Below are 24,741 nucleotides of genomic sequence, written 5' to 3' on the forward strand. Positions count from 1 at the left end.
GTTAGCTTTAAAGTTAACGGAATTGTAAATACATTATTCAAAAAGGTTAACATTAACTACATACAAAAAAGCCATAGCGATACACTACAGCTTAAATAAAAAAGCGCGCACCCCATCCTTAGAGTTCACGCTTATTCAATATTAAATTGGATGGGGCACTCTGAGCTAGACAATATTTGTATGTGGCAAACATTATCGTTGCACTCATTTGCTTTATAAATAGTAGTTAGTGTATTTATATCATTATACTAATTCGATAATTACTGATTCAGCTCCGTCTCCGCGACGAGGACCTGTTTTAAGGATACGAGTGTAACCACCTTGACGTTCTGTGTAACGTTCAGCAATTTCACCGAATAATTTTTGAAGTGCTGATTGTGTAGATTCATCTTCATTTAAGATTTCTACATGACGTAATGTTTTAGCAGCATTACGACGAGAAGCTAAGTCGCCTTTTTTACCTAAAGTGATTAATTTTTCAACAACACTACGAACTTCTTTTGCACGTGCTTCTGTAGTTTCGATACGTTCACTTACGATAAGTGCAGTAGCTAATTCGCGTAACATCGCTTTACGCTGATCAGAAGTACGGCCTAATTTTCTGTAACCCATGAGTGAACCTCCTTTTTTGTATTAATCTTCTTTTCTCAAGCCTAAGCCTAAATCTTCGAGTTTGTATTTAACTTCTTCTAATGATTTACGACCTAAATTACGCACTTTCATCATATCTGCTTCAGATTTATCAGCTAATTCTTGTACAGAATTAATACCAGCGCGTTTCAAGCAATTATAAGAACGTACAGATAAGTCTAGTTCTTCGATAGACATTTCTAGTACTTTTTCTTTTTGATCTTCTTCTTTTTCGATCATGATTTCCGCATTTTGTGCTTCATCAGTTAATCCCACAAAGATGTTCAAATGTTCAGTCATTATTTTTGCAGCTAATGATACTGACTCTTGTGGTGTAATAGAACCATCTGTCCAAACATCTAATGTTAATTTATCAAAATCACTACTTTGACCTACACGTGTGTTTTCAACTGTATAGTTTACACGTTCAACCGGTGAATAAAGTGAATCTACAGGAATTACACCAATAGGTAAATCACTAGTGTTATTTTTTTCTGCTAATGCGTAACCTCTACCCTTGTTTGCAACGAGACGGATTTTAAGATGACCGTTTTTAGCTACAGTTGCAATTTTAAGTTCAGGATTTAAAATTTCTACATCACTGTCATGTGTGATGTCACTTGCAGTTACTTCGCCTTCATCTTTTACATCGATTTCTAATGTTTTGTCTTCTTCAGCATAGATTTTTAATGCTAAGTTTTTAATGTTCATAATAATTGTTGAAACATCTTCAACCACATTATCAATAGCTGAGAATTCGTGTAGTACGCCTTCGATTTCGATATATTTAACGGCTGCACCTGGTAATGAAGATAGTAGGATACGACGTAAGGAGTTTCCTAGTGTAGTACCGTAGCCACGTTCTAGTGGTTCAACAACGAACTTACCGAATTTAGCATCGTCACTAATTTCAATTGTTTCAATTCTAGGTTTTTCAATTTCTATCATTTGTTAATATCCTCCTTAGATACGTCGACTTAATCAAACTGTTACTTGCAATGATTAATTACAATGATTGCTCTATTCGTTATTATACACGACGACGTTTTGGTGGACGACAACCGTTGTGTGGGACAGGAGTAACGTCACGGATAGCAGTTACTTCTAATCCAGCAGATTGTAATGCGCGGATTGCTGATTCACGACCTGGTCCTGGTCCTTTAACTGTTACTTCTACAGTTTTTAAACCATGTTCCATTGCTGATTTTGATGCAGTTTCAGAAGCCATTTGTGCTGCAAATGGTGTTGATTTTTTAGATCCTTTGAAACCAAGTGCTCCTGCTGATGACCATGATAAAGCATTACCGAATTCATCAGTGATAGTTACGATTGTATTATTGAATGTTGAACGGATGTGAGCCACACCGTTTTCAATGTGTTTTTTCGCTTTACGTTTACGTGCTACTTGTTTACGTGCCATTTATATTTTGCCTCCTTTACCTATTATTTTTTCTTATTAGCTACAGTTTTAACTGGGCCTTTACGTGTACGGGCATTGTTTTTAGTTTTTTGTCCGCGTACTGGTAATCCACGACGATGACGCATACCTCTGTATGAAGAAATTTCCATTAAACGTTTGATGTTTAAGTTTTGTTCACGACGTAAGTCACCTTCAACTTTGAAACCGTCAACGATTTCACGGATACGACCTAATTCGTCATCAGTTAAATCTTTTACACGTGTATCTGGAGATACGTTAGCTTCTTCAACAATTTTTTGAGCTGTAGAAGTACCGATACCGTAAACGTATGTTAATGAAATAACAACGCGTTTTTCACGTGGAATATCAATTCCTGCAATACGTGCCATAATTGTTTACACCTCTCTTTTATTATCCTTGTTTTTGTTTGTGTTTAGGATTGTCACAAATTACCATTACTTTACCTTTACGTTTAATCACTTTACATTTTTCGCAAACAGGTTTTACTGATGGTCTTACTTTCATTATTTATACCTCCCTAACTAATCTACGACAAATTATTTATAACGGTATGTGATTCTGCCGCGTGTTAGATCATATGGTGACATCTCAACTGTTACTTTGTCGCCAGGTAAAATACGAATATAATTCATTCTAATTTTACCACTTACATGTGCTAAAATTTCATGATCATTTTCTAATTCTACTTTAAACATTGCATTCGGTAAAGTATCTAATACAGTACCTTCTAATTCGATAACATCTTGTTTAGCCATCTTTCTTCCTCCTTTTATACCGTTGTATATCGTCTAAGGTTTATCCATTATTATACAATTATCATAGCATTTCAACAGTATGATTATAAATCATAATAATTAGTCTAAGTTATTCAAGATATTAATGACATCTTCAGAGACTTCATTAATATCTTTAGCGCCATCAATGTTTTTCAAAATACCTTCTTTTTCGTAAAACTCTAAGATAGGTTTAGATTGTTTCACATTGACATTCAAACGATTTGCAACTGTTTCTGGATTGTCGTCTTCACGTTGGTATAATTTACCGCCGTCAAGATCACAAATACCATCAACTTTCGGAGGATTAAATACAAGATGATATGTTGTTCCACAGATTTCGCAAATTCTACGACCAGTTAAACGATTCATTAACTCTTCTTCAGGCACCTCAATATTGATAACTGCATCAATATCACGATCAAGCTCTTGCATGATGTCCTTAAGTGCTTCAGCTTGTTCTATTGTACGAGGAAATCCATCTAATAAGAATCCTTTTTTAGCATCGTCTTCAGAAATTCTTTCTTTTACAATGCCTACTGTTACTTCATCTGGAACTAATTCTCCACGATCAGTATAAGATTCTGCAATTTTACCTAACTCAGTTTGATCTTTAATCGCTTTTCTGAACATATCACCAGTTGAAATGTGTGGTATTGGAAATTGCTTAACAATTTCTGCTGCTTGTGTACCTTTACCAGCACCAGGTAATCCCATTAAAATGATATTCATAAGTATCCTCCTAAGATTTATCTATTCCCAAAGCCTTTATATTCTTTTTGATTCACTTGTGCTTCTAGACTCTTCATCGTTTCAATTGCAACACCAATTACGATAAGTAAGCTTGTACCACCAATTTGTAGTGATTGAGGTAAGTTCATTACTTTTGTCGCAATGATAGGCAAGATCGCAATCACTGCTAAGAAGATTGAACCCACAAATGTCAATCTATAAAGTACTTTAGTAATATATTTTTTGGTTTGTTCACCAGGACGAATACCTGGAACATAACTACCTTGTTTCTTAAGGTTGTCTGACATCTTTTCAGGATTAACTTGAACGAACGCATAGAAATACGTAAATGCAATGATTAAGATAACATAAACAATCATACCATACGTATTTGAAGGGTTAGCAGCATCTGCGACTGTCTGAGCCCATTCCTGATCAGGGAAGAATAAAGTTAATGTTCTAGGCAATAAGAAAAATGCCATCGCAAAGATTACTGGAATAACCCCTGCTGAGTTAACTTTCAATGGTAAGTAAGTTGCACGTGTACCTAAACGTTGTGCAGATTGTTTCTTCGCATATTGAATTGGAATTTTACGTACGGCTTGTAGTACGTATGTTGCTCCAATGATTAGAAGAATTAATCCAACTGCTAACGCTGCCACTTTCAACCATGCTAACGTCGTATCATCTTGGCCAACAAATGTTTGTTGGAAGAATTGTACGAGTGATGATGGAAGTGATGATAAGATACCGGCAAAGATAATTATTGATATACCATTACCTACACCAAATTGTGTGATTTGTTCACCCAACCACATTAAGAATGCTGTACCTGTTGTTAGAACAACTGCGATAAGGATATAGCTTGCAACTGATTTATCTTCAATCAATTGTCCTTTAAAGTAGTTGTTAAACTGGAATGACATCCCAATAGATTGGATAAAAGCGAGAATGATTGCAAAATAACGTGTGACGTTATTTAGTTTTTTTCTACCTGTTTCACCTTGTTTCGCCCATTCAGTGAACTTAGGAACAATATCCATTTGCAATAATTGCATTACGATCGATGCCGTAATGTAAGGCATTATACCCATGGCAAAAATCGAAAAGTTCTTCAAGGCTCCGCCACCGAATGTATTTAATAAGTCAGTGACACCTTGAGAACCTTGATTCTGGTCAAAGACGGCTGGATTTACCCCAGGCGCTGGGATATAAGTACCGATTTTATAAATAACTAACATTGCGAGAGTAAAAAAGATCTTGTTACGAACTTCTTTTGTTTTAAAGAAGCCCACAAGCGTTTGAATCATTAGATCACCTCGTGTACTCCGCCTTTGGCATCAATAGCTTCTGCTGCAGATGCAGAGAATTTATGAGCTTTTACTGTTAATTTTCTTTCTAGTGAACCATTACCTAAAATTTTAACACCAGATTTCTCGTTTTTCACTACACCAGATTCTACTAATAAAGCAGGAGTTACTTCTGTACCATCTTCAAATTTATTGAGTTGGTCTAAGTTAACAATAGCATAATCTTTACGGTTAATGTTAGTGAAACCACGTTTTGGTAAACGACGGAATAATGGTAATTGACCACCTTCGAAACCTGGTTTGATGTTGCCACCTGAACGTGCTTTTTGACCTTTTTGACCACGTCCACTTGTTTTACCGTTACCTGTAGCAGCACCACGACCTACGCGGTTGCGTTCTTTACGAGAACCTTCAGCTGGTTTTAACTCATGTAATTTCATTTTAATTCGGCACCTCCTTAATTATTTTTCTTCAACAGTCACTAAATGACTGACTTTGTCGATTTGCCCACGAATTGCTGGGCTATCTTCAACTACAACTGAAGCGTTAGTTTTTTTCAAACCTAAAGCTTCTACTGTTTTGCGTTGTGTTTCAGGACGACCAATAACACTACGAGTGAGGGTAATTTGTAATTTAGCCATAACTTATTTTCCCTCCTTAATTATATAATTCTTCTACTGAAACGCCACGTAATTTCGCAACATCTTCAGCATTTTTTAGATTTTGTAAACCATTGATAGTTGCACGAACCATGTTGATTGGTGTATTTGAACCTAAAGATTTACTTAGGATATCAGTGATACCTGCTAATTCTAATACGGCACGAACTGGGCCACCTGCGATAACACCAGTACCTGGTGCAGCTGGTTTTAATAGTACGCTTCCTGAACCATAACGACCAGTGATCGTATGAGGTGTTGTTCCTTCAACACGTGGAACGACTACTAAATCTTTTTTAGCTGCTTCTACAGCTTTTTTGATTGCTTCTGGTACCTCTTGTGCTTTACCTGTACCGAAACCAACACGTCCATTTTTATCTCCTACAACAACAAGTGCTGTGAAACGGAAACGACGTCCACCTTTTACAACTTTTGCAACACGATTAATTGTAACAACGCGTTCTTCGAATTCTTTCGTTTCTTCTTCTCTACGAGCCATGTAATTTGTCCCTCCTTTAAATTAAAATTCTAATCCGTTTTCGCGAGCAGCATCAGCTAAAGCTTTCACACGGCCATGGTATAAATAACCTCCGCGGTCGAATACGATCGCTGTGATACCTTTATCTTTAGCTCTGTTAGCTAATACTTCGCCTACTTTTGTAGATAATTCTACTTTAGAACCTGATTCATTTGCAAGTTCGCTATCTTTAGTTGAAGCCTGTGCTAAAGTTTCGCCTTTAACATCATCAATGATTTGTGCATAGATGTGTTTGTTGGAACGATAAACATTTAGACGAGGTTTTTCAGCTGTACCAGATAATTTAGAACGAACACGTGCATGTCTTTTAAGACGTACTTTGTTTTTATCGATTTTGCTGATCATTGTCATACTCCTTTCTATAGAGTGTTATTTATTATTTACCAGTTTTACCTTCTTTACGGCGAACGTATTCACCTTGATAACGGATACCTTTACCTTTATATGGTTCTGGAGGTCTTACCGCACGAATATTAGAAGCATAAGCACCTACTAGTTCTTTAGAAATACCAGAAACTGTTACGGTAGTATTTTTCTCTACAGAAAAGCTGATGCCATCTTCTGCTTTGATTTCAACTGGGTGTGAATAACCAACGTTAAGTACTAAGTTTTCACCTTGCATTTGAGCACGGTAACCAACACCAACAAGTTCAAGTGATTTTTCAAAGCCTTTTGAAACACCAATAACCATGTTGTTAATTAACGCACGAGTTGTACCATGTTCTGTTCTATCTTCTTTTTCGTCTGTAGGACGTACAACTTCTAAAGTATTTTCACCTTGTTTGTAAGTCATTCTATCATTTAATGTTTTGCTTAATTCACCTTTTGGACCTTTAACAGAAACTGTGTTTCCATCAACTGTTACTGTTACGTCGCTAGGGATGTCAATTAATTTTTTACCAACACGACTCATGTTATCGCACCTCCTTTTATATTATTACCAAACGTATGCTAGGATTTCTCCGCCGACATTGCGTTTTCTAGCTTCTTTGTCAGTGATAACACCTTCAGATGTTGATACTAATGCAATACCTAAACCGTTAAGTACTTTAGGTACTTCGTTTGCTTTTGCGTAAACACGTAGTCCTGGTTTTGAAATACGTTTTAAGCCAGTAATAACACGTTCGTTATTTTGACCATATTTAAGGAATAAACGGATAACACCTTGTTTGTCATCTTCTACGTATTCAACATTTTTGATGAAACCTTCATTTTTTAAGATTTCAGCGATTTCTTTTTTAATATTTGATGCAGGTAATTCTAATCTTTCGTGACGAACCATGTTTGCGTTTCTCACGCGAGTTAACATATCTGCAATTGGATCTGTCATTGTCATTGAATTTTGCCTCCTTTCAGTGTCTTTGTCTTACCAGCTAGCTTTACGTACGCCAGGAATTTGTCCTTTATAAGCTAATTCTCTGAAACAAATACGGCATAATTTGAATTTACGATATACGGAATGTGGACGGCCACAACGTTCACAGCGAGTATATTCACGAACTTTAAACTTTTTGTTTTGTTGCTGTTTAGCAACCATTGAACTTTTAGCCACTTAATTAGTCACTCCTTTAGAGATTATTTTTGAAATGGCATACCGAATTGACTTAGTAATTCGCGAGCTTCTTCGTCTGTGTTAGCTGAAGTAACAATAACGATATCCATTCCTCTTACTTTACTTACTTGATCATAGTCGATTTCTGGGAAAATTAACTGTTCTTTAATACCTAATGTGTAGTTACCTCTACCGTCGAATGCTTTTTTAGAAACACCGCGGAAGTCACGTACACGTGGTAATGATACAGCGATAAGTTTGTCTAAGAATTCGTACATTCTTTCACCGCGAAGTGTAACTTTTGCACCGATTGGCATACCTTCACGTAAACGGAATGTAGCGACAGATTTTTTAGCTTTTGTTACTAATGGTTTTTGACCAGTGATAGCTTGTAATTCCTCAACAGCATTGTCTAGTACTTTTGAGTTTTGAACAGCATCACCAACACCCATATTCACAACAATTTTTTCAATTTTAGGTACTTCCATTACTGAACTATAGTTAAAGTTTTTAACAAGACTTTCAGTAATCTCAGAGTTGTATTTCTCTTTTAAACGGTTCACAGTGGATCCTCCTTTCAATAGTTATTAGTTATTAGATTTGATTTCTTCGCCAGATTTTTTAGCGATACGAACTTTTTTACCATCAACGATTTTGTGTCCTACACGTGTAGGTTCGTTTGTTTTTGGATCTAATAATTGTACATTAGAAACATGGATGGCTGCCTCTGTTTCTAAGATTCCACCTTCAGGATTAAATTGTGTTGGTTTTTGGTGTTTTTTCATTACGTTAACACCTTCAACAATGACACGGTCTAATTTAGGTTGAGTTTCAAGAACTTTACCTTCTTTGCCTTTGTCTTTTCCTGCGATAACTTTTACGTTGTCACCTTTTTTAATATGCATGTGTGGCACCTCCTTAAATAATAAGATTTAATCAGTTATTATAATACTTCTGGAGCTAACGATACAATTTTCATGAAGTTACCTTCACGTAACTCACGTGCAACTGGTCCAAAGATACGTGTACCACGTGGGCCTTTATCGTCACGAATAATTACACATGCATTTTCATCAAATTTGATGTAAGATCCGTCATTACGACGTACACCTGATTTCGTACGTACAACAACAGCTTTAACGACTTCGCCTTTCTTAACAACGCCACCAGGTGTGGCATTTTTAACAGTAGCAACAATTACATCGCCGATATTAGCTATTTTACGACCAGATCCACCTAACACTTTAATAGTAAGAACTTCACGAGCACCAGAGTTATCTGCTACTTTTAAACGTGTTTCTTGTTGAATCATGGATTAAACCTCCTTTATCTTTTGTTTGTTAAATTATTACAGATTCTTCAACAATTTCTACTAAACGGAAACGTTTTGATGCTGATAAAGGACGTGTTTCTTGGATTTTAACAATGTCTCCTAATTTAGCTGAGTTGTTTTCATCATGAGTTTTGTATTTTTTAGAGTATTTTACTCGTTTACCATATAATTTGTGTGTTTTATAAGTTTCAACAAGTACTGTTACAGTTTTATCCATTTTATCTGAAACGACTCTACCTACATAAACTTTACGATCATTTCTTTCGCTCACTTTTGTAACCTCCTCTTTCATTTAATTATTGATTAGCCTTTTCTTGTTCAATTTCTCTTTCACGAACTACAGTTTTCAAACGTGCGATTGTTTTTCTTACTGTGCGGATACGTGCAGTTTCTTCTAATTGACCTGTAGCTAACTGAAAGCGTAGGTTAAAAAGCTCTTCTTTTGAAGATTTGATTTGTTCTTCGATTTCTGAAGTGGTTAAGTCTCTGATTTCCTTAGCTTTCATTTGATTCACCACCCAATTCTTCACGTCTTACAAATTTCGTTTTAACTGGAAGTTTATGACTTGCTAAACGTAATGCTTCACGAGCTACTTCTTCGCTTACGCCTGCGACTTCGAATAAAATTCTACCTGGTTTTGCTACTGCAATCCAGCCTTCTACTGCACCTTTACCAGCACCCATACGTACTTCTAAAGGTTTTTTAGTATAAGGTGTATGAGGGAAGATTTTGATCCAAACTTTCCCGCCACGTTTCATGTAACGTGTCATTGCAATACGAGCTGATTCAATTTGACGAGATGTGATCCAAGACGTTGTAGTTGCTTGTAAACCATACTCACCAAATGTTACGTAGTTACCGCCTTTAGAACGACCAGTTGTTTTTGGACGATGTTGACGACGATATTTTACACGTTTTGGTAGTAACATTATTATTTTCCTCCTTTACCAGAATCTTTAGTAGGAAGAACTTCTCCACGGTAGATCCATACTTTGACACCAAGTTTACCGTAAGTAGTGTCTGCTTCAGCATGTGCATAACCGATGTCTGCACGAAGTGTATGAAGTGGAACAGTTCCTTCAGAGTATTGTTCTGCACGAGCGATATCAGCACCGCCTAGACGACCTGATACTTGTGTTTTAATACCTTTAGCGCCTTGTTTCATTGCTCTTGAAATGGCTTGTTTTTGTACACGACGGAATGAAGCACGGTTTTCTAATTGACGTGCGATATTTTCAGCAACGAGACGAGCATCTAAATCGATTTTTTTGATTTCGACAACGTTGATGTGTACTTTTTTGCTAGTTAATGAGTTTAATTGGTTACGAAGTTTTTCAATTTCTGAACCGCCTTTACCAATGACCATACCAGGTTTACCAGTATGAATTGCGATGTTGATACGGTTAGCAGCACGTTCTATGTCTACGTGAGAAACTGATGCTTCTTTTAATGCGTTATCAATAAATTTACGGATTCTTAAATCTTCGTGTAGTAATGATGCGAAGTCTTTGTCTGCATACCATTTAGCTTCCCAATCGCGGATTACACCAACACGAAGTCCGATTGGATTAATTTTTTGACCCACAGTGTTCCCTCCTTAAATTGTTATTAAGCTTCTTGAGCTTCTTCTTCATTGCCGTCACTAACGACGATTGTAATGTGGCTTGTACGTTTGTTGATCGCACTTGCACGACCTTGTGCACGTGGACGGAAACGTTTTAATGTTGGTCCTTCGTTAGCATAAGCTTCTTTGACAACTAATTCATCTGTATTCATGTCGTAGTTGTGTTCAGCATTTGCTAAAGCGGACATTAATAATTTCTCAACAACTGGTGATGAAGCTTTGTTTGTTAATTTTAAGATAGCAATAGCTTCTCCAGCGTTTTTTCCTCTGATTAGATCTAGAACTAATCTAACTTTACGAGGTGCGATTCTTATTGTTTTAGCAACCGCTTTTGCTTCCATCAGGATTTCCTCCTCTACTTATTAGAATTTATTTATCTTCTTGTTTTTTTGTCATCTGCTGCGTGACCTTTGAAAGTACGAGTTGGTGCAAATTCACCTAATTTATGACCTACCATATCTTCAGTTACATAAACAGGTACAAGTTTACGGCCATCATACACTGCAAAAGTATTGCCGATGAAATTAGGGAAGATCGTTGAACGACGAGACCAAGTTTTGATTACTTGTTTTTTCTCGCTATCGCTTTGCGCTTCCACTTTTTTCATTAAGTGATCATCGACGAAAGGTCCTTTTTTAATACTACGAGCCATAGTGGCGCCTCCCTTCTTATTGTGTGCGTGCAGCGTTTAAGCCGCACACCCAAATAAGTTATTAGATTTATTTTTTCTTACGTCCACGAACGATAAATTTATCAGATGATTTTTTACCGCGGCGTGTTTTCTTACCAAGTGTAGGTTTGCCCCATGGTGACATTGGAGATGGTCTACCGATTGGTGCACGTCCTTCACCACCACCGTGAGGGTGATCGTTAGGGTTCATTACAGAACCACGAACTGTTGGACGGATACCTTGCCATCTTGAACGTCCGGCTTTACCAACATTGACAAGTTCATGTTGTAAGTTACCAACTTGGCCTACTGTAGCACGGCAAGTTGAAAGGATCATACGAACTTCGCCAGATCTTAATCTTACTAATACGTATTTACCTTCTTTACCAAGTACTTGAGCACTTGCACCTGCTGAACGAGCAAGTTGTCCACCTTTACCAGGTTTAAGTTCGATGTTGTGGATAACAGTACCAACTGGAATGAATTGAAGTGGTAATGCGTTACCTACTTTAATATCTGCGTTTTCACCGCTTTCAACTTCTTGACCTACTTTTAGTTCTCTAGGAGCGATGATATAACGTTTTTCACCGTCTGCATATACTAATAATGCGATGTTTGCTGAACGGTTTGGATCGTATTGAATTGAATCAACTTTTGCAGTGATTCCATCTTTGTTACGTTTAAAATCAATTGTACGGTATTGACGTTTGTGTCCACCACCGTGATGGCGTACTGTCAATTTACCTTGGTTGTTACGTCCCGCTTTTTTCGGTAGCGGTTGTAATAATGACTTTTCAGGTGTTGATTTCGTAATTTCTGCGAAATCTAATGTAGTCATATTACGACGACCATTTGTATATGGCTTGTATTTTTTAAGAGCCATTGTCGCTTACCTCCTTATTGGTAATGTTTTAATTAGTTGAATAAATCAATTTGACCTTCTTTTAATGTCACGATTGCTACGCGGCGTTTGTTTGTATAACCTTGATAACGACCCATGCGTTTTTTCTTAGGTTTGTAGTTGATGATGTTCACACTATCAACTTTGACATCAAAGATTTTTTCTACTGCGATTTTAACTTGTGTTTTATTCGCACGAGTATCTACATCAAATGTGTATTTGTCTTCTGCCATTGCTGCAGATGATTTTTCAGTGATTACGGGGCGCTTAAGAATATCTCTTGCATCCATTATCCGAGCACCTCCTCAACTTTTTTAGCAGCTGCTTCAGTGATTACGACACTATCAGCGCTTGTGATATCTAATACGTTTAATCCTTGAGCTGTTGTTACTTGTACGCCAGGAATGTTACGTGCTGATAACGCAACGTTAACGTCTTCTGATTCTGTAACAACTAATACTTTTTTAGGTTGTTCTAAATTAGTAAGGATTGTTTTGAATTCTTTTGTTTTTGGAGCTTCAAGAGCTAAGCTATCTACTACTTTAAAGCCGTTTTCTTGTACTTTAAATGATAGTGCTGAGCGTAAAGCTAAACGACACATTTTCTTAGGCATTTTGTATGCGTAACTTCTTGGTGTTGGTCCGAATACAACACCACCACCACGCCATTGTGGCGCACGGATTGTACCTTGACGTGCACGTCCTGTACCTTTTTGTCTCCATGGTTTACGTCCACCGCCTCTTACTGCTGAACGGTTTTTAACAGAGTGAGTACCTTGACGTAATGAAGCACGTTGTAAGTTGATTGCTTCGAAAAGTACATCATTGTTTGGTTCGATTGCAAATACTGCATCACTTAGTTCAACAGAACCTGCTTTAGTTCCGTCTACTTTTAACACATCATAATTAGCCATTATGCTTTTCCTCCTTTCATCTCTTATTATTTATTACCTTGTTTAATAGCTGTTGTAATTTCTACAAGACCTTTTTTAGGACCAGGTACGTTACCTTTTACTAAAATAACGTTGTTATCTGTATCGATTTGAACAACTTCTAAGTTTTGTACAGTTACTGTGTTGCCACCCATACGGCCAGGCATTTTTTGTCCTTTGAAGACTCTTGATGCATCTGATGCCATACCTACAGAACCGGGAGCTCTGTGGAAGTGAGAACCGTGTGCGCTTGGTCCACGTCCTTGGTTATGACGTTTAATGGCACCTTGGAAACCTTTACCTTTAGATACGCCTGTTACATCAATGATATCTCCAGTTTCAAATTTATCTACTGAGACTTCTTGACCTACTTCGTATTCATCCACGTTTACGTTTCTGAATTCACGAATGAAGCGCTTAGGTGCTGTGTCTGCTTTTTTAGCATGACCTTCAGCTGGTTTATTTGCATATTTGTTTGATTTGCTACCTTTTCTGTAACCTTGTTTGTCTTCAAAACCTACTTGGATAGCATCGTAACCGTCAACTTCTGCAGTTTTCTTTTGTAATACTACGTTTTGTCCTGCTTCTACTACTGTAACTGGGATTAATTCGCCGTTTTCACCGAATACTTGAGTCATCCCAATTTTTATTCCTAAGATTCCTTTGGTCATCGAAAGTCCACCTCCTAATTTTGTCTATTATAATTTAATTTCGATGTCTACACCAGATGGTAAGTTTAAGCCCATAAGAGCATCTACTGTTTTTGGTGTAGGGTTAACAATGTCGATTAAACGTTTGTGTGTACGTTGTTCGAATTGTTCACGTGAATCTTTGTACTTATGCACTGCTCGAATAATTGTATAAACAGATCTTTCTGTTGGTAATGGAATTGGTCCTGAAACTTCAGCACCAGAACGTTTTGCAGTGTCAACAATTTTTTCTGCTGATTGATCAATTACTCTGTGATCATAAGCTTTTAATCTGATTCTGATTTTTTGTTTTGCCATGATTTTCCCTCCTTATACGTCTACATTTAAGTGATAGACTTCTCCACGAAAACTATCTCACACAACGCCATGGCAAAGCGGCCGGGTGTGTCAGTAACCTTTCGCTTCATCGCGTTTGTAAAGTCCAACATGATTCATACTACATGATTTACGTTGGATAATCAAGGTCTTTGTATAAAATTCCTCTTTGTCTAACACATACTTTATTATTGTAATGGATTTGAGGACTGACTTCAACCCCTTTGTAAATATTTTGTTTAGCTTGTTATGACTTTTTTAATTTTTATTTTCCTACATTAAAATACTTCATAAGTTAATCCTTTATTTATTCCTCTATAATTCGATATACTAGATATAAATCGGTGAGGTGGTGAATTAATTTTGAAACGAAATATGAGAACAATTGCTATCGTCCTTAGCATTGTACTATTAATATGTGAATTTATTTATGGCATTCCATTCTTAGGTGGCAGTATCATACTCAGTTTTGGCTGGCAGCCACTCATTATCAACATTATATTGTATGCCGTACTGATTGTTATGTTTGCTGTCGATAGTCAAAATACCATTCGTCCCATGATTGTCATACCTATCATTGGTGCAATCGGAACATTACTCGCGTTTATTCCAATCGTCGGTATGATCGTACACTGGGTCTTATTCTTCTTATTAATATTCTTCACAGTTACAATATTTGCCGCACCAACGTATATACAGAATTCTGAAGCTAAAACAATATATAATGAAGAAAATGATCACGACAAACAATAATTTCATATTATAGATATCAAATAACACATTAAAACGCCTTCTCGTATAGTTACGTTTTCTATACAAGAAGGCGTTCCTTTTATAATGAAGATTTTAAATCAACCATGAACGAAAATGAAATACAAGATAAATAAGATCATTAATGCATACATAATCGGATGAACTTCTTTATGTTTTTTCGTAATGAGCATTGTGATCGGATAGAAAATAAATCCGCATGCGATACCTGTAGCGATGGAATAAGATAACGGCATCATTATAATTGTAATGAATGAAGGTACCGCTACTTCGAATTTCGTCCAGTCTATTTCAGCAAAGTTCGCTGCCATCAGTACCCCTACGACAACAAGTGCGGGTGTGGTTACTGCACTTGTGACGACTTCTAATAGTGGACTGAAGAAGACTGCCAGTAAGAAACAGATACCGGTGACGATACTCGCAAACCCAGTACGTGCACCCACAGCAACGCCTGAACTTGATTCTATGTATGAAGTCGTTGTTGTTGTACCAAAGATGGAACCAACAATTGTAGCGAGTGAGTCAGAGAATAATGCGCGACCTGCTCTTGGCATCTTATTATCTTTCATGAAACCAGCTTGGTTTGCGACAGCCATTAATGTACCTGCAGTATCAAAGAAATCAATAAATAAGAATGTGAGTATGACAATTAAAAACTGAACCGTAAACAATTGACCTGGATCTTTGAAAGCTTCAAATGCTGCACCAAATGTTGGCGCAATACTAGGTGCCTTACTTACCACACCATTCGGTACGTTGATTAAACCAGTTACCATACCTGATATAGCAGTGAGGACCATACCTATAAATATGGCACCTGGCACTTTAATTGCATATAAAATTACAGTAATAATAATACCAAAAATCGCCAATAATACCGGGCCATCAGTCAATTTCCCTAATGTGACTAATGTTTCACTATGTTCGACAATGATGCCTGAACTTTGTAGACCGACAAATGTGATAAACAACCCGATCCCAGCGGACACGGCCATCTTCATTTGATGTGGAATCGCGTTAATAATAATTTCCCTTAGACCTGTTACCGTGAGTAAAGTGAAGATCACCCCTGAAAATAGGACACCAGTTAAACCGACTTGCCACGGGATGCCCATCGTAAGGACAACAGTAAAGGCGAAGAACGCGTTTAGTCCCATTCCTGGCGCTAATCCAATTGGATAGCGCGCGATAATCCCCATAAATAAACAACCTACGAATGCTGCGAGTGCAGTTGCTACAAAAACAGCACCTTGGTCCATTTTCATATCATCTGTCGCACCATCTACACCTGCTAAACTCAAGATTTGCGGATTGACGGCTAGGATGTAAGCCATTGACAAGAATGTCGTTATACCACCTAGGATTTCACTCTTATAACTTGTCCCATGCTCATCAAATTTGAAATATTTTTTCACAGCAAGTTCTCCTTTTCTAAAAATACTTTCCCATTTTAATACTATTTCCTTAAAAACACAAGATTATCCGAACATAAACTGAAAGTATCTGCTATAGGTTCGGTTATTTACAATTTCAAATCTTTCAGAGCGTCTTTGAATGGATTGTTTTCCAACCCATCATCTTTCATGTATTTCTTCATTTCTTTCTTAGTTACTTTACCTGATTTTTTATTTTTGTGGCGTTCATCCATCTGTGCTTGAGTTTCAGTGTGACCACAAACACAGAGATAGACTGCATCTTTTCCTCTGCCAAATAACGTCATTTTCTTATGGCAGTTTGGACAACGTGCATTAGTCTTACGCTGTTCGTTTTTCTTCGTCTTACATGTAGGATCAGGACAGACGAGCATTTGCCCATTTTTCGTTTTGACTTTAATCATGAACTTACCGCACGTCGGACATTCTGTCGTCGTGAGGTTATCGTGTTTATACTTCTGTTCACTTGCTTTGATTTCATCCACGATGTCATGCGTAAATTGTTTCATCTCTGACATAAATTGTTTCGGATTATATTTTCCACGTTCAATGCGATTCAGTTTGTCTTCCCATTCAGCTGTTAATAAGGGTGACGTCAATTTTTGAGGAGCTAAATCTAAGATTTGTTTACCTTTGCCGGTCACTTTAATTTTATTATCTCTAGCTTCAATCGCATTGATGTTAAACAGTTTATCTATAATATCTGCACGCGTTGCAACTGTGCCGATACCACCTGCTTGTTTTAAAGTCTCTGCATGTTTTTTATTATCGATGTCAAAGAATTTTTGTGGGCTCTCCATCGCTTTGAGTAGTGAACCCTCATTAAAGTATGGAGGGGGCGTCGTTTCATGTGCTTTGATTTGTGACTGTTGGACCTTAAATTGGTCACCTTGCTTCCAGTGATGCACAGATGTCGTCGTCTTCAATTGGTCTTCATGCAATACTTGATATCCAGGTGAAGTCGTGATTTGATATTTAAATACAAACGTATTATCCCCTATTTTGAGGTGTACGGTAGTCGCATCATATTCATGGGGTGGAAGCGTATTTTCTAAAAATCGTTCAGCAATTAGTGTATAAATCTTACTTTCTCGTTGACTGAGTGACGATAAATCCGCTCTCATCTCTGTAGGTAATAACGCATGGTGGTCAGATACCTTGCGATTATCGATGAATTTGTAGTGTTTCTTTAATGGTTGCTGAAGCAGCAGTTTGATATGCGGTTTGAATGTAGTGCCCATCATTGCTTGTAATCGGTCTTTCAACGTATCTTTCATATCTTCTGTTAAATAATTTGAATCTGTTCTTGGATAGGTCACAAGCTTGTGGCGTTCATATAGATTTTGTAACGTATTGAGTGTTTCTTTAGTGCCCATATGGTAACGATGATGAGCTTCTTGTTGTAAATCAGTTAAATTAAACAGGCGTTGTGGGTAGGACTTTTTGTGTTTTTTATCAATTGACGTAATCGTTGCCGTTTGACCCTTAAGCTGTTGTTCAATTTCTTCATATATTTCGCGTTTTCGATGTGATTGTGGTGAGACACATTGGAACGTTTCACCCTGAATCTGAACTTCAAAGGTATAATACGTCTCAGGTTTAAAATGATTGATTTCCTCTTGTCGCATTTGCACTAATTGAATCGTCGGTGTCTGTACGCGACCGAGTGAGAGTTGTGCATCGTATTTCGTTGTCAATGCACGCGTCGCATTAATCCCTACGATCCAGTCCGCTTCACTACGTGCAAGCGCCGCTTGATACAAGTGTTGATACTGACGCCCATCTTTTAAATGTTTAAAGCCTTCTTTTATCGCCTTAGGTGTGACCGAACTAATCCATAAACGTTTGATTGGTTTTTGATTATGTACTTTATCTAATATCAGTCTTGCTACGAGTTCCCCTTCTCTTCCTGCATCCGTTGCAATGATAATTTCTTTAACGGAGGATTTTGTCATCAACATTTTAACTGTGTTAAATTGCTTTTTCGTTTTAGGGATGACGACGGTTTTCATTTTTGAAGGAATAATCGGTAAGTCTGATAACTGCCAAGTTTGATACGACTTATCATATTGTTCTGGTGTTGCATTGGTAACGAGGTGCCCTAACGCCCACGTCACGATGTAGCGTTGATTTTCAAAGTAACCTTGTCGTTGCTGGGACACATTCATTGCACTCGCAATATCTCGTGCCACAGAAGGTTTCTCTGCTAAAATTAATGATTTCATAGTTTCGCCCTTTCTTTCCTTGCTCATTGTTTATTGTAACACGTATATTTCATACTTAACTTCCATTTCTAAAGGAAAATCCATATAATTAAAGCATAAAGCACTGACGATGGGGGATATTATGGAGATTATAAAATTATCTAAACCACAACACATCTTATCATTTATTGACACGGCACAGTATCACACCGCTTCCTACTTATACAAACTGCCACAAGCACATAAACAAATCGAGTCGTTTATAGCTCAAGCTGCTGAAGAACCTGGTGTCTTTGCGTTCGTAAATGAATCGAATGACATCCAAGCTTTGATACTCGCATTTAAATACGATACAGATCGCTATAAAGTTATCGGGCCGTTTATACATCCCGACTTTGAATTTGAGTCTCACCACTTTAAACAACTATTCCATGCGATGACTGAAAACCAACCGGCCCATGCTAATTTTAATTTTTCATTCGAAGAGCACGTCCAACGTTATGAGGATTTAATGAAAGCGATTCAAGCTGGCTATTACTTTACAGATTATCATTTATCAGCCACACAAGACGTCGGCACAGTCGAACGCAAACAAAATATAACGCCGTATCGACCAGCCTATTATCATATGTTCAGCAAGTTACACCATGAAACCTTTAAGCACGATGCTATGACGGCACAACAGGTCGTAGATTCACTAGACTCAGACCATCACTTATTCATATTTATGTCTGAAGGTATCTTAAAGGGTTACGTTTATTTAACGTTTCATCCATCGAATCACACAGCTGAAATTAAATATTTTACTTCGCATACCGATTATCGTTTTAAAGGGATTGCGTTTGATCTTTTAAAATATGCGCTGCATTTTGCCTTCGAGCGTGATGATTTAAACACGATCTATTTTAAAATTCGCAGTAAAAACTATCGTCTCGTTGAACGTTTCAATGAACTGGGTTTTCATGTGAATCACAAATACGATAAATACAAATATGTGGCATCACATTTACAACAGCGTTAATGTCCATCGGCCACATACAAGAAGGACAGCAACACGTCAGCCGTAAAGCTGTCCCTTTTTTAAACAAAAAACATTTGATATAAGTAGATGGCGACAATACTAATCATTATCGAAATGTTCGTCGTCATGGCGACAAATGGCAATGTCTTGTATCTAAACTGGATCGTATACTGGATAATGGCCACGCCCACCGGTAATAACCAAGCCACTTGTAACGTAGTCTTGATCATTGGATCGTCTACAGGTAACAAGAATGCCACTAACAAACCACCGACAATCGCAAAGCCATAATGTAAACCTAAGTATTTCAATACGAGTGGCAACCATTTGCGCTCGAGGGTAAAATTAAGCGTTAAACCTAATAAAATCATTGAGAGTGGCATATTCGCTTGAGATAAAATATTAAAGAAATTTTCAACCGGTTCAGGGAAATGTATGTGACTAATGTTCAGTGTAAACATGACGATGTAAGTCATTAGTGGCACAGATTTCACTAGAGATAAGAGGATGGCGCTAAAGTTTAGTTGCTTAGGTCCATCGCTAAAATAACTACCGATGATGTAAGTCACACCAAACATCATGATGGAAGCACCAACGTCAGCCATTCCAAAATAAATGAGTCCTTGTTCGGGCCAAATCGCTTCAACGAGTGGATAAGCAAATAAACCGATGTTAAGTGATGCGGTCATCATACCTACTGTACCACGGATTTGATTGTCATATTTTAAAAAGCAAAGTATCGCAATGAATTTCGTAATAAAAGCATACACAATCATCATAATAGGTAAGATGGAAAGTGATAAATCTAACTCAGCACTGTTTAAATTTACTATAATAAGTGATGGCAGCGTCACATTGAACACGATGGTTGAAAGCACTTTGCTGTCGGACGCTTTTAAATAATTTATTCTCTTTAAGAAATAGCCTAAAGCAATTAATAGAATAATAAATATAAACTGTTCCGTCACAACGATTCCCTCTTCCTAACTATGTATTTATCTGAGTCCATAAGTGTTTTTGAACTTTGATTTTAGAAAATGTCACATCATGTTATAATTCAACTAATTTAATATGCTTCATCCACGTGACGACAAGGAGGACGTTCATGGATTTAAAACAACAATTAACTGAACTCAAACAAGATTATGTCAGATTACAAGATGACCTAGATAAACGAGAATCTACTGGCCAGGATGTGGATCCACTCATACGACAATTGGAAGCCATTGAACAACAAATCGCTGAGCTCCGTTCAGAAATTCAACAAAAAGAGAAGCGCTCATAATCTAGTCAGTTGATCTCTGAAATGCTAAGATTAGAATCGTACGAGAAAGGATGTCATTCATGCAATTATATCTTATATTATTGCCTATTTTGTATCTCATAGTAAGCTACATTAGTATATTTAAGATGAATACCATCTTTACAATCATCTTACGTATTATAATGTCAGTCTTATTATTATTTGTAGTTGCCCTTTCTACATTACCATTCCCTCTTGTAAACTGGTGGGTATTTGTCGTTCTTGTATTATTAGTTGGTAATGTTGAAATCACCAATTTCAAATATATCAAACAAGACAAAAAAGGTGTCAATATCTTAAATATGATTAGTGTAATCATTTTTGTAATCTATCTTATTTTAACATTGGTATTATACTAATCCTATATTTTAAAAATAATGATTGGGCTTCAGTTCACAGGAATTTTAAATTTCTAAACGGACTGAGGCCCTTTTTTATGCTTATTGCTATGACGAGGTGCCACCGTACGTTTAATTTTTGTTTAAATTTATAAGCACCTATATAGAAACATAAAAACTGCCAACAAAGTCGTTTACTTTATTGGCAGTCTCTTTTTATGACTTTAATTCTTTTGACGTGAGAATAGTCGTGTCACTTTATCTTTCAATGTAAAGATGACTTCGTAAATCACTGGCACCACGATAAGTGTTAATAGTGTACTAGAGACGAGTCCCCCAATCACTGTTGCAGCAAGTCCTTTAGAGATCAGTACAGAATTGTCTTGTCCAAAGAGCATTGGAAGCAACGCACCAATCGTTGCAAGTGCTGTCATGAGAATAGGTCTAATACGTGTCGTACCCGCTTCTAATAATGCTTCTTTCATTGCTAAGCCTTCTTGTTGTTTATTCACTACACGGTCGATGAGTACAATCGCATTCGTCACAACGATACCGATTAACATCAACATACCAATCATCGTTGGCACAGAGACCGTTTCTCCAGTAATGAGTAAGGCAGCAATAACCCCAATAACTGTATAAGGTAATGAGAACAGAATAGTAAATGGCGCAAGTGCACCTTTAAATGTGAGGACAAGTACAAGATATACAATGATGACCGCGGCAAGCATTGCAATAGACAGTTGTTCAATCGCATCATCTATATCATCTGTCGCGCCGCCCACGCTGACACTTACATTTTTCGGTGTGTCAATGGCATTTGCTTTTTCAATGACATCCCGGGATGTGCCCCCTACATCTTCATTTGTTACTTTACCTGTGACAGTAGCTGTATAATCTCCTGCTTTTGTTTCTATCTTATTCGGCGTGGATGTGTGTTCTAATGTCGCGATATCACTTAATTTAACTGAATCGCCGGTTGGTGATGGGAATGACGTGTTTTCTAATTTTTCTTTAGACCAGTCGTTCTCTTTATCTTGTTTCACTTTTACATCGATAGATTGTCCGTGATCTTTAACTTTTGTAATCGTTTGTTCTGGCATATTTTCATTTAATACCAGTGCTAACTGTGCGGCAGAAATCCCTTTTTCAGTCGCTTTATCTTGATCTACTTTAACATCGTATTGTTCATAAGTTTGAGATAGATCTGATTTCACTCTAGCGATACCGTCTTTCTCTTTCATCATGTCTTCAACTTTGTTCACCGTACTACTAATAGCTTTTGTCGAAGGACCTGTGACTCTGACTTCGACATTGTCATTTGAAGATCCTGTACCGAGATCTTGATTATTCCAATCACCAGGATGATGATAATCTTCTAAATCAGCTAAGACCTTATCTGGTTCTTCATCAAAATTAGGTGTATCTTTATCGTATTCAACCATGATGGCCATACTATTGCTACTACCAGTCGGGTCATTCGGTGAGGCACCACCTACAGAGTATTGCACAGTTTTTACTTTGTCTTTGTCATTTAAATAGTGTTGCACTTGATTTGCATGGTCTAATACCGCATCTTCTGTTTCTCCTGGTTCTGGTGTATACGTTAAGGCCATGAATTTATCTTCGCCGGTAGAGATAAAGCTTGTACCAATTTTAGCACTTCCTACACCGATACTTACGATTAAAATCAATGTCGAAACAATCATGACAATCCATTTATGATTTAAGCTCCAATTTAAGATGGATTTGTAAGATCTTCCCACAACACCCAGTTTTTCTTCTTTCTTATTATTTTTAACACCATGTTTAAAGAGTGTTGCGCCTAGACTTGGCACGACTGTAATAGATACGAGTAGTGATGCGAGTAAACTAAACGCAATAGCTAAAGCGAAAGGTCTAAACATCTCACCGACTGCCCCTGAAACAAACGCAAGAGGCAAGAACACGACGATGGTTACAATCGTAGAAGACATAATCGGTTTAAACACTTCACTTGTCGCGCTAACAACTAATTTATCTCCACTCAACTGTTCATTTCGATCTGTGAGACGTCGATAAATATTTTCGACTACCACAATGGAGTCATCAATGACACGTCCAATTGCTACGGTCAATGCACCTAATGTCAGGATATTTAATGATACATCTGACAGTTTTAATGCAACCATTGCAATAAGGAGTGATAATGGAATGGAAATAATAGAAATCGCTGTCGTTTTAATATTTCTTAAGAAAAAGAGAATGACAATGACAGCTACAATCGTTCCGAGTATCGCTTTTTCGACCATAGTATAGAGCGAATCTTCGATTGGTTTAGCTGTATCCATCACTTTTGTATGGGTGAGTTTTGGATGGCCATCCGTGAAATCTTTCATTTTCTCTTTGACATCGTTCGCCACTTGTACCGTGTTTGCATCTTGAGCTTTCGTAATTTGAACAATGACAGCGTCTTTACCGTTTGTTTTAGAAATCGATTCACGTTCATCACCTACGGACACGTCTGCGATTTCTGACAGTTTAACGGGTTTTGAACTTGTACTACTACTCAATGCAGCTGAGGAAGCAGCCGATGCACTGTCACTACCTCCAGATGATGTGCTTCCTTCACTATCGGAACCATCAGAGCTTCCGCTATCTTCTTGTTGTGAAGCATTTGCATTGCCCTGCGCCACTTGTGGTGGAATTTGCATATTTTTTAATGCGTTAACTGACTCAAATTCTCCATCGATAATAATTGATTTTTCGGTATTATCAAATTGGAATAATCCTAGTGGTGTTTTGCCCGAAGCATTTTTTATGTATTGTTGGACATCATCTTCAGTTAATCCATTTTCTCTTAAAGCAGCTTTATCGAATTTCAAACTTACTTCTCGATTCGTTTGGCCGTTGAGCTGTGCATTTTGTACACCTTTAATTGTCTGTAATTTAGGGATGAGTTCGTCGTTAATTTTTTGAGTCGTATCTTTTAAGTCTCCATCTTTATGTGTCAGAGAGTAAGCTACGATTGGGAATTCATCCATCGAACTACGCATCAATTCAGGTTCTTGTACATCGTCGCTAAAATCAATCTTATCTAATTCTTTCTTTAGATCGTTTTCAGCTTTGTCCATGTTGGTTTTATCTTCATATTCAATTGTGACTAACGACGCATTTTGAACAGATTGCGCATTCACACTACTTACATTTGCCATCGACCGCACTTGATCATCGATTTTATCGCTGATTTCATCCTTCACCGTTTCAGGTGTCGCACTCGGCATTGTAGTTTGTACTGTTATCATTGGCGGCTCTACGTCCGGTAAAAGTTCTAATTTCATCTTCACGCTCGCGTACATGCCACCTAGAATGACTAACACTGTCATGAGGAAAATGGCGAATTTATTCGCTAGTGAGAATTGCAATAATTTCTTTATCAACGTTTGCGCCTCCTTTCATAGGTTTGGTTCTCATTTAACTTATCATAGATTGCACAAGAATGGCATATTAATTTTGAAAGTCCTTCCATTTTATTTGCGAAAGATTTTAAAAAGCGTAATACATAAATGAAG

37 protein-coding genes are annotated in these 24,741 nt (G+C 37.3%); 4 read left to right on the plus strand and 33 right to left on the minus strand.

Going from position 1 to position 24,741, the window contains the following annotated elements; translation table 11 throughout:
* Positions 1-243: 243 nt before the first annotated feature.
* The 29 genes from rplQ to rpsJ form a co-directional block, all read right to left on the minus strand.
* Complete coding sequence (gene rplQ / locus ACSBRB_RS06515) at positions 244-612, minus strand: 50S ribosomal protein L17 (RefSeq protein WP_059107590.1); 369 nt, start codon at positions 610-612, stop codon at positions 244-246.
* Between the two features lie 21 nt (positions 613-633).
* The gene (locus ACSBRB_RS06520) at positions 634-1,578 is read right to left on the minus strand and encodes a DNA-directed RNA polymerase subunit alpha (protein ID WP_059107589.1); all 945 of its coding nucleotides are present in this window, start codon (positions 1,576-1,578) and stop codon (positions 634-636) included.
* A gap of 82 nt (positions 1,579-1,660) precedes the next feature.
* Positions 1,661-2,050 carry a 30S ribosomal protein S11 gene (rpsK, locus tag ACSBRB_RS06525; RefSeq protein ID WP_059107588.1) on the minus strand — a complete coding sequence of 130 codons (390 nt, stop codon included), beginning with the start codon at positions 2,048-2,050 and terminating at the stop codon, positions 1,661-1,663.
* 23 nt (positions 2,051-2,073) lie between these two features.
* Entirely contained in the window at positions 2,074-2,439 is a 366-nt protein-coding gene (gene rpsM / locus ACSBRB_RS06530) for a 30S ribosomal protein S13 (RefSeq protein WP_059107587.1), read from the minus strand.
* Between the two features lie 22 nt (positions 2,440-2,461).
* Positions 2,462-2,575 (minus strand): 50S ribosomal protein L36, encoded by a 114-nt coding sequence (rpmJ, locus tag ACSBRB_RS06535; RefSeq protein ID WP_059107586.1) that lies wholly within the window; start codon positions 2,573-2,575, stop codon positions 2,462-2,464.
* A 32-nt stretch (positions 2,576-2,607) separates the two neighbouring features.
* Positions 2,608-2,826: a translation initiation factor IF-1 gene (gene infA / locus ACSBRB_RS06540; protein WP_059107585.1), complete on the minus strand. Its 219-nt coding sequence runs from the start codon at positions 2,824-2,826 to the stop codon at positions 2,608-2,610.
* Positions 2,827-2,925: 99 nt separating this feature from the next.
* On the minus strand, positions 2,926-3,576 hold the full coding sequence (locus ACSBRB_RS06545; RefSeq protein ID WP_059107584.1) for an adenylate kinase: 651 nt from the start codon (positions 3,574-3,576) through the stop codon (positions 2,926-2,928).
* Positions 3,577-3,593: 17 nt separating this feature from the next.
* Positions 3,594-4,886 (minus strand): preprotein translocase subunit SecY, encoded by a 1,293-nt coding sequence (gene secY / locus ACSBRB_RS06550; RefSeq protein ID WP_059107583.1) that lies wholly within the window; start codon positions 4,884-4,886, stop codon positions 3,594-3,596.
* On the minus strand, positions 4,886-5,326 hold the full coding sequence (gene rplO, locus ACSBRB_RS06555; protein ID WP_059107582.1) for a 50S ribosomal protein L15: 441 nt from the start codon (positions 5,324-5,326) through the stop codon (positions 4,886-4,888). Before rplO ends, secY begins: the two co-directional genes overlap by 1 nt.
* Before the next feature lie 21 nt (positions 5,327-5,347).
* Positions 5,348-5,527, minus strand: a complete 180-nt coding sequence (gene rpmD, locus ACSBRB_RS06560) for a 50S ribosomal protein L30 (protein ID WP_435032128.1) — start codon at positions 5,525-5,527, stop codon at positions 5,348-5,350.
* Between the two features lie 16 nt (positions 5,528-5,543).
* A complete protein-coding gene (gene rpsE / locus ACSBRB_RS06565; RefSeq protein ID WP_435032129.1) occupies positions 5,544-6,044 on the minus strand; it encodes a 30S ribosomal protein S5 in 501 nt (166 codons plus the stop codon).
* A gap of 21 nt (positions 6,045-6,065) precedes the next feature.
* Positions 6,066-6,428 (minus strand): 50S ribosomal protein L18, encoded by a 363-nt coding sequence (gene rplR / locus ACSBRB_RS06570; protein ID WP_059107579.1) that lies wholly within the window; start codon positions 6,426-6,428, stop codon positions 6,066-6,068.
* A gap of 31 nt (positions 6,429-6,459) precedes the next feature.
* Complete coding sequence (rplF, locus tag ACSBRB_RS06575) at positions 6,460-6,996, minus strand: 50S ribosomal protein L6 (protein WP_059107578.1); 537 nt, start codon at positions 6,994-6,996, stop codon at positions 6,460-6,462.
* A 24-nt stretch (positions 6,997-7,020) separates the two neighbouring features.
* Entirely contained in the window at positions 7,021-7,419 is a 399-nt protein-coding gene (gene rpsH / locus ACSBRB_RS06580) for a 30S ribosomal protein S8 (RefSeq protein WP_059107577.1), read from the minus strand.
* A gap of 30 nt (positions 7,420-7,449) precedes the next feature.
* A complete protein-coding gene (locus tag ACSBRB_RS06585; protein WP_059107576.1) occupies positions 7,450-7,635 on the minus strand; it encodes a type Z 30S ribosomal protein S14 in 186 nt (61 codons plus the stop codon).
* Positions 7,636-7,658: 23 nt separating this feature from the next.
* Positions 7,659-8,198, minus strand: coding sequence for a 50S ribosomal protein L5 (rplE, locus tag ACSBRB_RS06590; protein ID WP_059107575.1), 540 nt, complete (start codon positions 8,196-8,198; stop codon positions 7,659-7,661).
* A gap of 24 nt (positions 8,199-8,222) precedes the next feature.
* The gene (gene rplX / locus ACSBRB_RS06595) at positions 8,223-8,540 is read right to left on the minus strand and encodes a 50S ribosomal protein L24 (protein WP_107392551.1); all 318 of its coding nucleotides are present in this window, start codon (positions 8,538-8,540) and stop codon (positions 8,223-8,225) included.
* A 38-nt stretch (positions 8,541-8,578) separates the two neighbouring features.
* The gene (gene rplN, locus ACSBRB_RS06600) at positions 8,579-8,947 is read right to left on the minus strand and encodes a 50S ribosomal protein L14 (protein ID WP_059107573.1); all 369 of its coding nucleotides are present in this window, start codon (positions 8,945-8,947) and stop codon (positions 8,579-8,581) included.
* Between the two features lie 28 nt (positions 8,948-8,975).
* Complete coding sequence (gene rpsQ, locus ACSBRB_RS06605; protein ID WP_002509268.1) at positions 8,976-9,239, minus strand: 30S ribosomal protein S17; 264 nt, start codon at positions 9,237-9,239, stop codon at positions 8,976-8,978.
* A 25-nt stretch (positions 9,240-9,264) separates the two neighbouring features.
* Positions 9,265-9,474 (minus strand): 50S ribosomal protein L29, encoded by a 210-nt coding sequence (gene rpmC, locus ACSBRB_RS06610; protein ID WP_059107572.1) that lies wholly within the window; start codon positions 9,472-9,474, stop codon positions 9,265-9,267.
* Positions 9,464-9,898, minus strand: coding sequence for a 50S ribosomal protein L16 (rplP, locus tag ACSBRB_RS06615; RefSeq protein ID WP_107392552.1), 435 nt, complete (start codon positions 9,896-9,898; stop codon positions 9,464-9,466). Before rplP ends, rpmC begins: the two co-directional genes overlap by 11 nt.
* 2 nt (positions 9,899-9,900) lie before the next feature.
* Positions 9,901-10,554 carry a 30S ribosomal protein S3 gene (gene rpsC / locus ACSBRB_RS06620; RefSeq protein WP_059107570.1) on the minus strand — a complete coding sequence of 218 codons (654 nt, stop codon included), beginning with the start codon at positions 10,552-10,554 and terminating at the stop codon, positions 9,901-9,903.
* A 23-nt stretch (positions 10,555-10,577) separates the two neighbouring features.
* Positions 10,578-10,934, minus strand: a complete 357-nt coding sequence (rplV, locus tag ACSBRB_RS06625; protein WP_059107569.1) for a 50S ribosomal protein L22 — start codon at positions 10,932-10,934, stop codon at positions 10,578-10,580.
* A 32-nt stretch (positions 10,935-10,966) separates the two neighbouring features.
* Positions 10,967-11,245 carry a 30S ribosomal protein S19 gene (gene rpsS, locus ACSBRB_RS06630; protein ID WP_435032130.1) on the minus strand — a complete coding sequence of 93 codons (279 nt, stop codon included), beginning with the start codon at positions 11,243-11,245 and terminating at the stop codon, positions 10,967-10,969.
* Positions 11,246-11,312: 67 nt separating this feature from the next.
* Positions 11,313-12,146 carry a 50S ribosomal protein L2 gene (gene rplB, locus ACSBRB_RS06635; protein ID WP_059107567.1) on the minus strand — a complete coding sequence of 278 codons (834 nt, stop codon included), beginning with the start codon at positions 12,144-12,146 and terminating at the stop codon, positions 11,313-11,315.
* Positions 12,147-12,178: 32 nt separating this feature from the next.
* Positions 12,179-12,454 carry a 50S ribosomal protein L23 gene (gene rplW / locus ACSBRB_RS06640; RefSeq protein WP_059107566.1) on the minus strand — a complete coding sequence of 92 codons (276 nt, stop codon included), beginning with the start codon at positions 12,452-12,454 and terminating at the stop codon, positions 12,179-12,181.
* The gene (rplD, locus tag ACSBRB_RS06645) at positions 12,454-13,077 is read right to left on the minus strand and encodes a 50S ribosomal protein L4 (protein ID WP_435032131.1); all 624 of its coding nucleotides are present in this window, start codon (positions 13,075-13,077) and stop codon (positions 12,454-12,456) included. Before rplD ends, rplW begins: the two co-directional genes overlap by 1 nt.
* A 26-nt stretch (positions 13,078-13,103) precedes the next feature.
* Complete coding sequence (gene rplC / locus ACSBRB_RS06650) at positions 13,104-13,766, minus strand: 50S ribosomal protein L3 (protein WP_435032132.1); 663 nt, start codon at positions 13,764-13,766, stop codon at positions 13,104-13,106.
* Positions 13,767-13,793: 27 nt separating this feature from the next.
* Complete coding sequence (rpsJ, locus tag ACSBRB_RS06655) at positions 13,794-14,102, minus strand: 30S ribosomal protein S10 (RefSeq protein WP_059107563.1); 309 nt, start codon at positions 14,100-14,102, stop codon at positions 13,794-13,796.
* A 381-nt stretch (positions 14,103-14,483) separates the two neighbouring features.
* Here rpsJ and ACSBRB_RS06660 point away from each other — a divergent pair, with 381 nt between their 5' ends.
* Positions 14,484-14,873, plus strand: a complete 390-nt coding sequence (locus ACSBRB_RS06660; protein ID WP_435032133.1) for a hypothetical protein — start codon at positions 14,484-14,486, stop codon at positions 14,871-14,873.
* Positions 14,874-14,971: 98 nt separating this feature from the next.
* On the opposite strand, the gene ACSBRB_RS06665 is transcribed toward ACSBRB_RS06660, so the two are convergent.
* The gene (locus tag ACSBRB_RS06665; protein ID WP_435032134.1) at positions 14,972-16,306 is read right to left on the minus strand and encodes an NCS2 family permease; all 1,335 of its coding nucleotides are present in this window, start codon (positions 16,304-16,306) and stop codon (positions 14,972-14,974) included.
* A gap of 107 nt (positions 16,307-16,413) precedes the next feature.
* Positions 16,414-18,549, minus strand: coding sequence for a DNA topoisomerase III (locus tag ACSBRB_RS06670; RefSeq protein WP_435032135.1), 2,136 nt, complete (start codon positions 18,547-18,549; stop codon positions 16,414-16,416).
* Between the two features lie 121 nt (positions 18,550-18,670).
* Between ACSBRB_RS06670 and ACSBRB_RS06675 the strand changes: the two genes are divergently transcribed.
* A complete protein-coding gene (locus tag ACSBRB_RS06675) occupies positions 18,671-19,549 on the plus strand; it encodes a GNAT family N-acetyltransferase (protein ID WP_435032136.1) in 879 nt (292 codons plus the stop codon).
* 59 nt (positions 19,550-19,608) lie between these two features.
* On the opposite strand, the gene ACSBRB_RS06680 is transcribed toward ACSBRB_RS06675, so the two are convergent.
* Positions 19,609-20,517, minus strand: a complete 909-nt coding sequence (locus ACSBRB_RS06680; RefSeq protein ID WP_435032137.1) for an AEC family transporter — start codon at positions 20,515-20,517, stop codon at positions 19,609-19,611.
* 137 nt (positions 20,518-20,654) lie between these two features.
* On the opposite strand from ACSBRB_RS06680, the gene ACSBRB_RS06685 reads away from it, so the two are divergent.
* Together ACSBRB_RS06685 and mspA are read left to right on the plus strand one after the other, a co-directional pair.
* The gene (locus tag ACSBRB_RS06685) at positions 20,655-20,834 is read left to right on the plus strand and encodes an SE1832 family protein (protein WP_435032138.1); all 180 of its coding nucleotides are present in this window, start codon (positions 20,655-20,657) and stop codon (positions 20,832-20,834) included.
* Positions 20,835-20,893: 59 nt separating this feature from the next.
* Positions 20,894-21,211, plus strand: a complete 318-nt coding sequence (gene mspA / locus ACSBRB_RS06690; protein ID WP_059107557.1) for a membrane stabilizing protein MspA — start codon at positions 20,894-20,896, stop codon at positions 21,209-21,211.
* Positions 21,212-21,414: 203 nt separating this feature from the next.
* On the opposite strand, the gene ACSBRB_RS06695 is transcribed toward mspA, so the two are convergent.
* Positions 21,415-24,609, minus strand: a complete 3,195-nt coding sequence (locus tag ACSBRB_RS06695) for an efflux RND transporter permease subunit (RefSeq protein ID WP_435032139.1) — start codon at positions 24,607-24,609, stop codon at positions 21,415-21,417.
* Positions 24,610-24,741: the final 132 nt, after the last annotated feature.

The sequence above is a fragment of the Staphylococcus auricularis genome, from assembly GCF_051172115.1.
GTDB lineage: Bacteria > Bacillota > Bacilli > Staphylococcales > Staphylococcaceae > Staphylococcus > Staphylococcus auricularis_A.

What these genes read in the sequence shown, in the direction of transcription:
- rplQ (WP_059107590.1), bottom strand. Translation starts at nt 612, where the DNA reads ATGGGTTACAGAAAATTAGGCCGTACTTCTGATCAGCGTAAAGCGATG.
- ACSBRB_RS06520 (WP_059107589.1), bottom strand. Translation starts at nt 1,578, where the DNA reads ATGATAGAAATTGAAAAACCTAGAATTGAAACAATTGAAATTAGTGAC.
- rpsK (WP_059107588.1), bottom strand. Translation starts at nt 2,050, where the DNA reads ATGGCACGTAAACAAGTAGCACGTAAACGTAAAGCGAAAAAACACATT.
- rpsM (WP_059107587.1), bottom strand. Translation starts at nt 2,439, where the DNA reads ATGGCACGTATTGCAGGAATTGATATTCCACGTGAAAAACGCGTTGTT.
- rpmJ (WP_059107586.1), bottom strand. Translation starts at nt 2,575, where the DNA reads ATGAAAGTAAGACCATCAGTAAAACCTGTTTGCGAAAAATGTAAAGTG.
- infA (WP_059107585.1), bottom strand. Translation starts at nt 2,826, where the DNA reads ATGGCTAAACAAGATGTTATCGAATTAGAAGGTACTGTATTAGATACT.
- ACSBRB_RS06545 (WP_059107584.1), bottom strand. Translation starts at nt 3,576, where the DNA reads ATGAATATCATTTTAATGGGATTACCTGGTGCTGGTAAAGGTACACAA.
- secY (WP_059107583.1), bottom strand. Translation starts at nt 4,886, where the DNA reads ATGATTCAAACGCTTGTGGGCTTCTTTAAAACAAAAGAAGTTCGTAAC.
- rplO (WP_059107582.1), bottom strand. Translation starts at nt 5,326, where the DNA reads ATGAAATTACATGAGTTAAAACCAGCTGAAGGTTCTCGTAAAGAACGC.
- rpmD (WP_435032128.1), bottom strand. Translation starts at nt 5,527, where the DNA reads ATGGCTAAATTACAAATTACCCTCACTCGTAGTGTTATTGGTCGTCCT.
- rpsE (WP_435032129.1), bottom strand. Translation starts at nt 6,044, where the DNA reads ATGGCTCGTAGAGAAGAAGAAACGAAAGAATTCGAAGAACGCGTTGTT.
- rplR (WP_059107579.1), bottom strand. Translation starts at nt 6,428, where the DNA reads ATGATCAGCAAAATCGATAAAAACAAAGTACGTCTTAAAAGACATGCA.
- rplF (WP_059107578.1), bottom strand. Translation starts at nt 6,996, where the DNA reads ATGAGTCGTGTTGGTAAAAAATTAATTGACATCCCTAGCGACGTAACA.
- rpsH (WP_059107577.1), bottom strand. Translation starts at nt 7,419, where the DNA reads ATGACAATGACAGATCCAATTGCAGATATGTTAACTCGCGTGAGAAAC.
- rplX (WP_107392551.1), bottom strand. Translation starts at nt 8,540, where the DNA reads ATGCATATTAAAAAAGGTGACAACGTAAAAGTTATCGCAGGAAAAGAC.
- rplN (WP_059107573.1), bottom strand. Translation starts at nt 8,947, where the DNA reads ATGATTCAACAAGAAACACGTTTAAAAGTAGCAGATAACTCTGGTGCT.
- rpmC (WP_059107572.1), bottom strand. Translation starts at nt 9,474, where the DNA reads ATGAAAGCTAAGGAAATCAGAGACTTAACCACTTCAGAAATCGAAGAA.
- rplP (WP_107392552.1), bottom strand. Translation starts at nt 9,898, where the DNA reads ATGTTACTACCAAAACGTGTAAAATATCGTCGTCAACATCGTCCAAAA.
- rplV (WP_059107569.1), bottom strand. Translation starts at nt 10,934, where the DNA reads ATGGAAGCAAAAGCGGTTGCTAAAACAATAAGAATCGCACCTCGTAAA.
- rpsS (WP_435032130.1), bottom strand. Translation starts at nt 11,245, where the DNA reads ATGGCTCGTAGTATTAAAAAAGGACCTTTCGTCGATGATCACTTAATG.
- rplB (WP_059107567.1), bottom strand. Translation starts at nt 12,146, where the DNA reads ATGGCTCTTAAAAAATACAAGCCATATACAAATGGTCGTCGTAATATG.
- rplW (WP_059107566.1), bottom strand. Translation starts at nt 12,454, where the DNA reads ATGGATGCAAGAGATATTCTTAAGCGCCCCGTAATCACTGAAAAATCA.
- rplD (WP_435032131.1), bottom strand. Translation starts at nt 13,077, where the DNA reads ATGGCTAATTATGATGTGTTAAAAGTAGACGGAACTAAAGCAGGTTCT.
- rplC (WP_435032132.1), bottom strand. Translation starts at nt 13,766, where the DNA reads ATGACCAAAGGAATCTTAGGAATAAAAATTGGGATGACTCAAGTATTC.
- rpsJ (WP_059107563.1), bottom strand. Translation starts at nt 14,102, where the DNA reads ATGGCAAAACAAAAAATCAGAATCAGATTAAAAGCTTATGATCACAGA.
- ACSBRB_RS06670 (WP_435032135.1), bottom strand. Translation starts at nt 18,549, where the DNA reads ATGAAATCATTAATTTTAGCAGAGAAACCTTCTGTGGCACGAGATATT.
- ACSBRB_RS06675 (WP_435032136.1), top strand. Translation starts at nt 18,671, where the DNA reads ATGGAGATTATAAAATTATCTAAACCACAACACATCTTATCATTTATT.
- ACSBRB_RS06685 (WP_435032138.1), top strand. Translation starts at nt 20,655, where the DNA reads ATGGATTTAAAACAACAATTAACTGAACTCAAACAAGATTATGTCAGA.
- mspA (WP_059107557.1), top strand. Translation starts at nt 20,894, where the DNA reads ATGCAATTATATCTTATATTATTGCCTATTTTGTATCTCATAGTAAGC.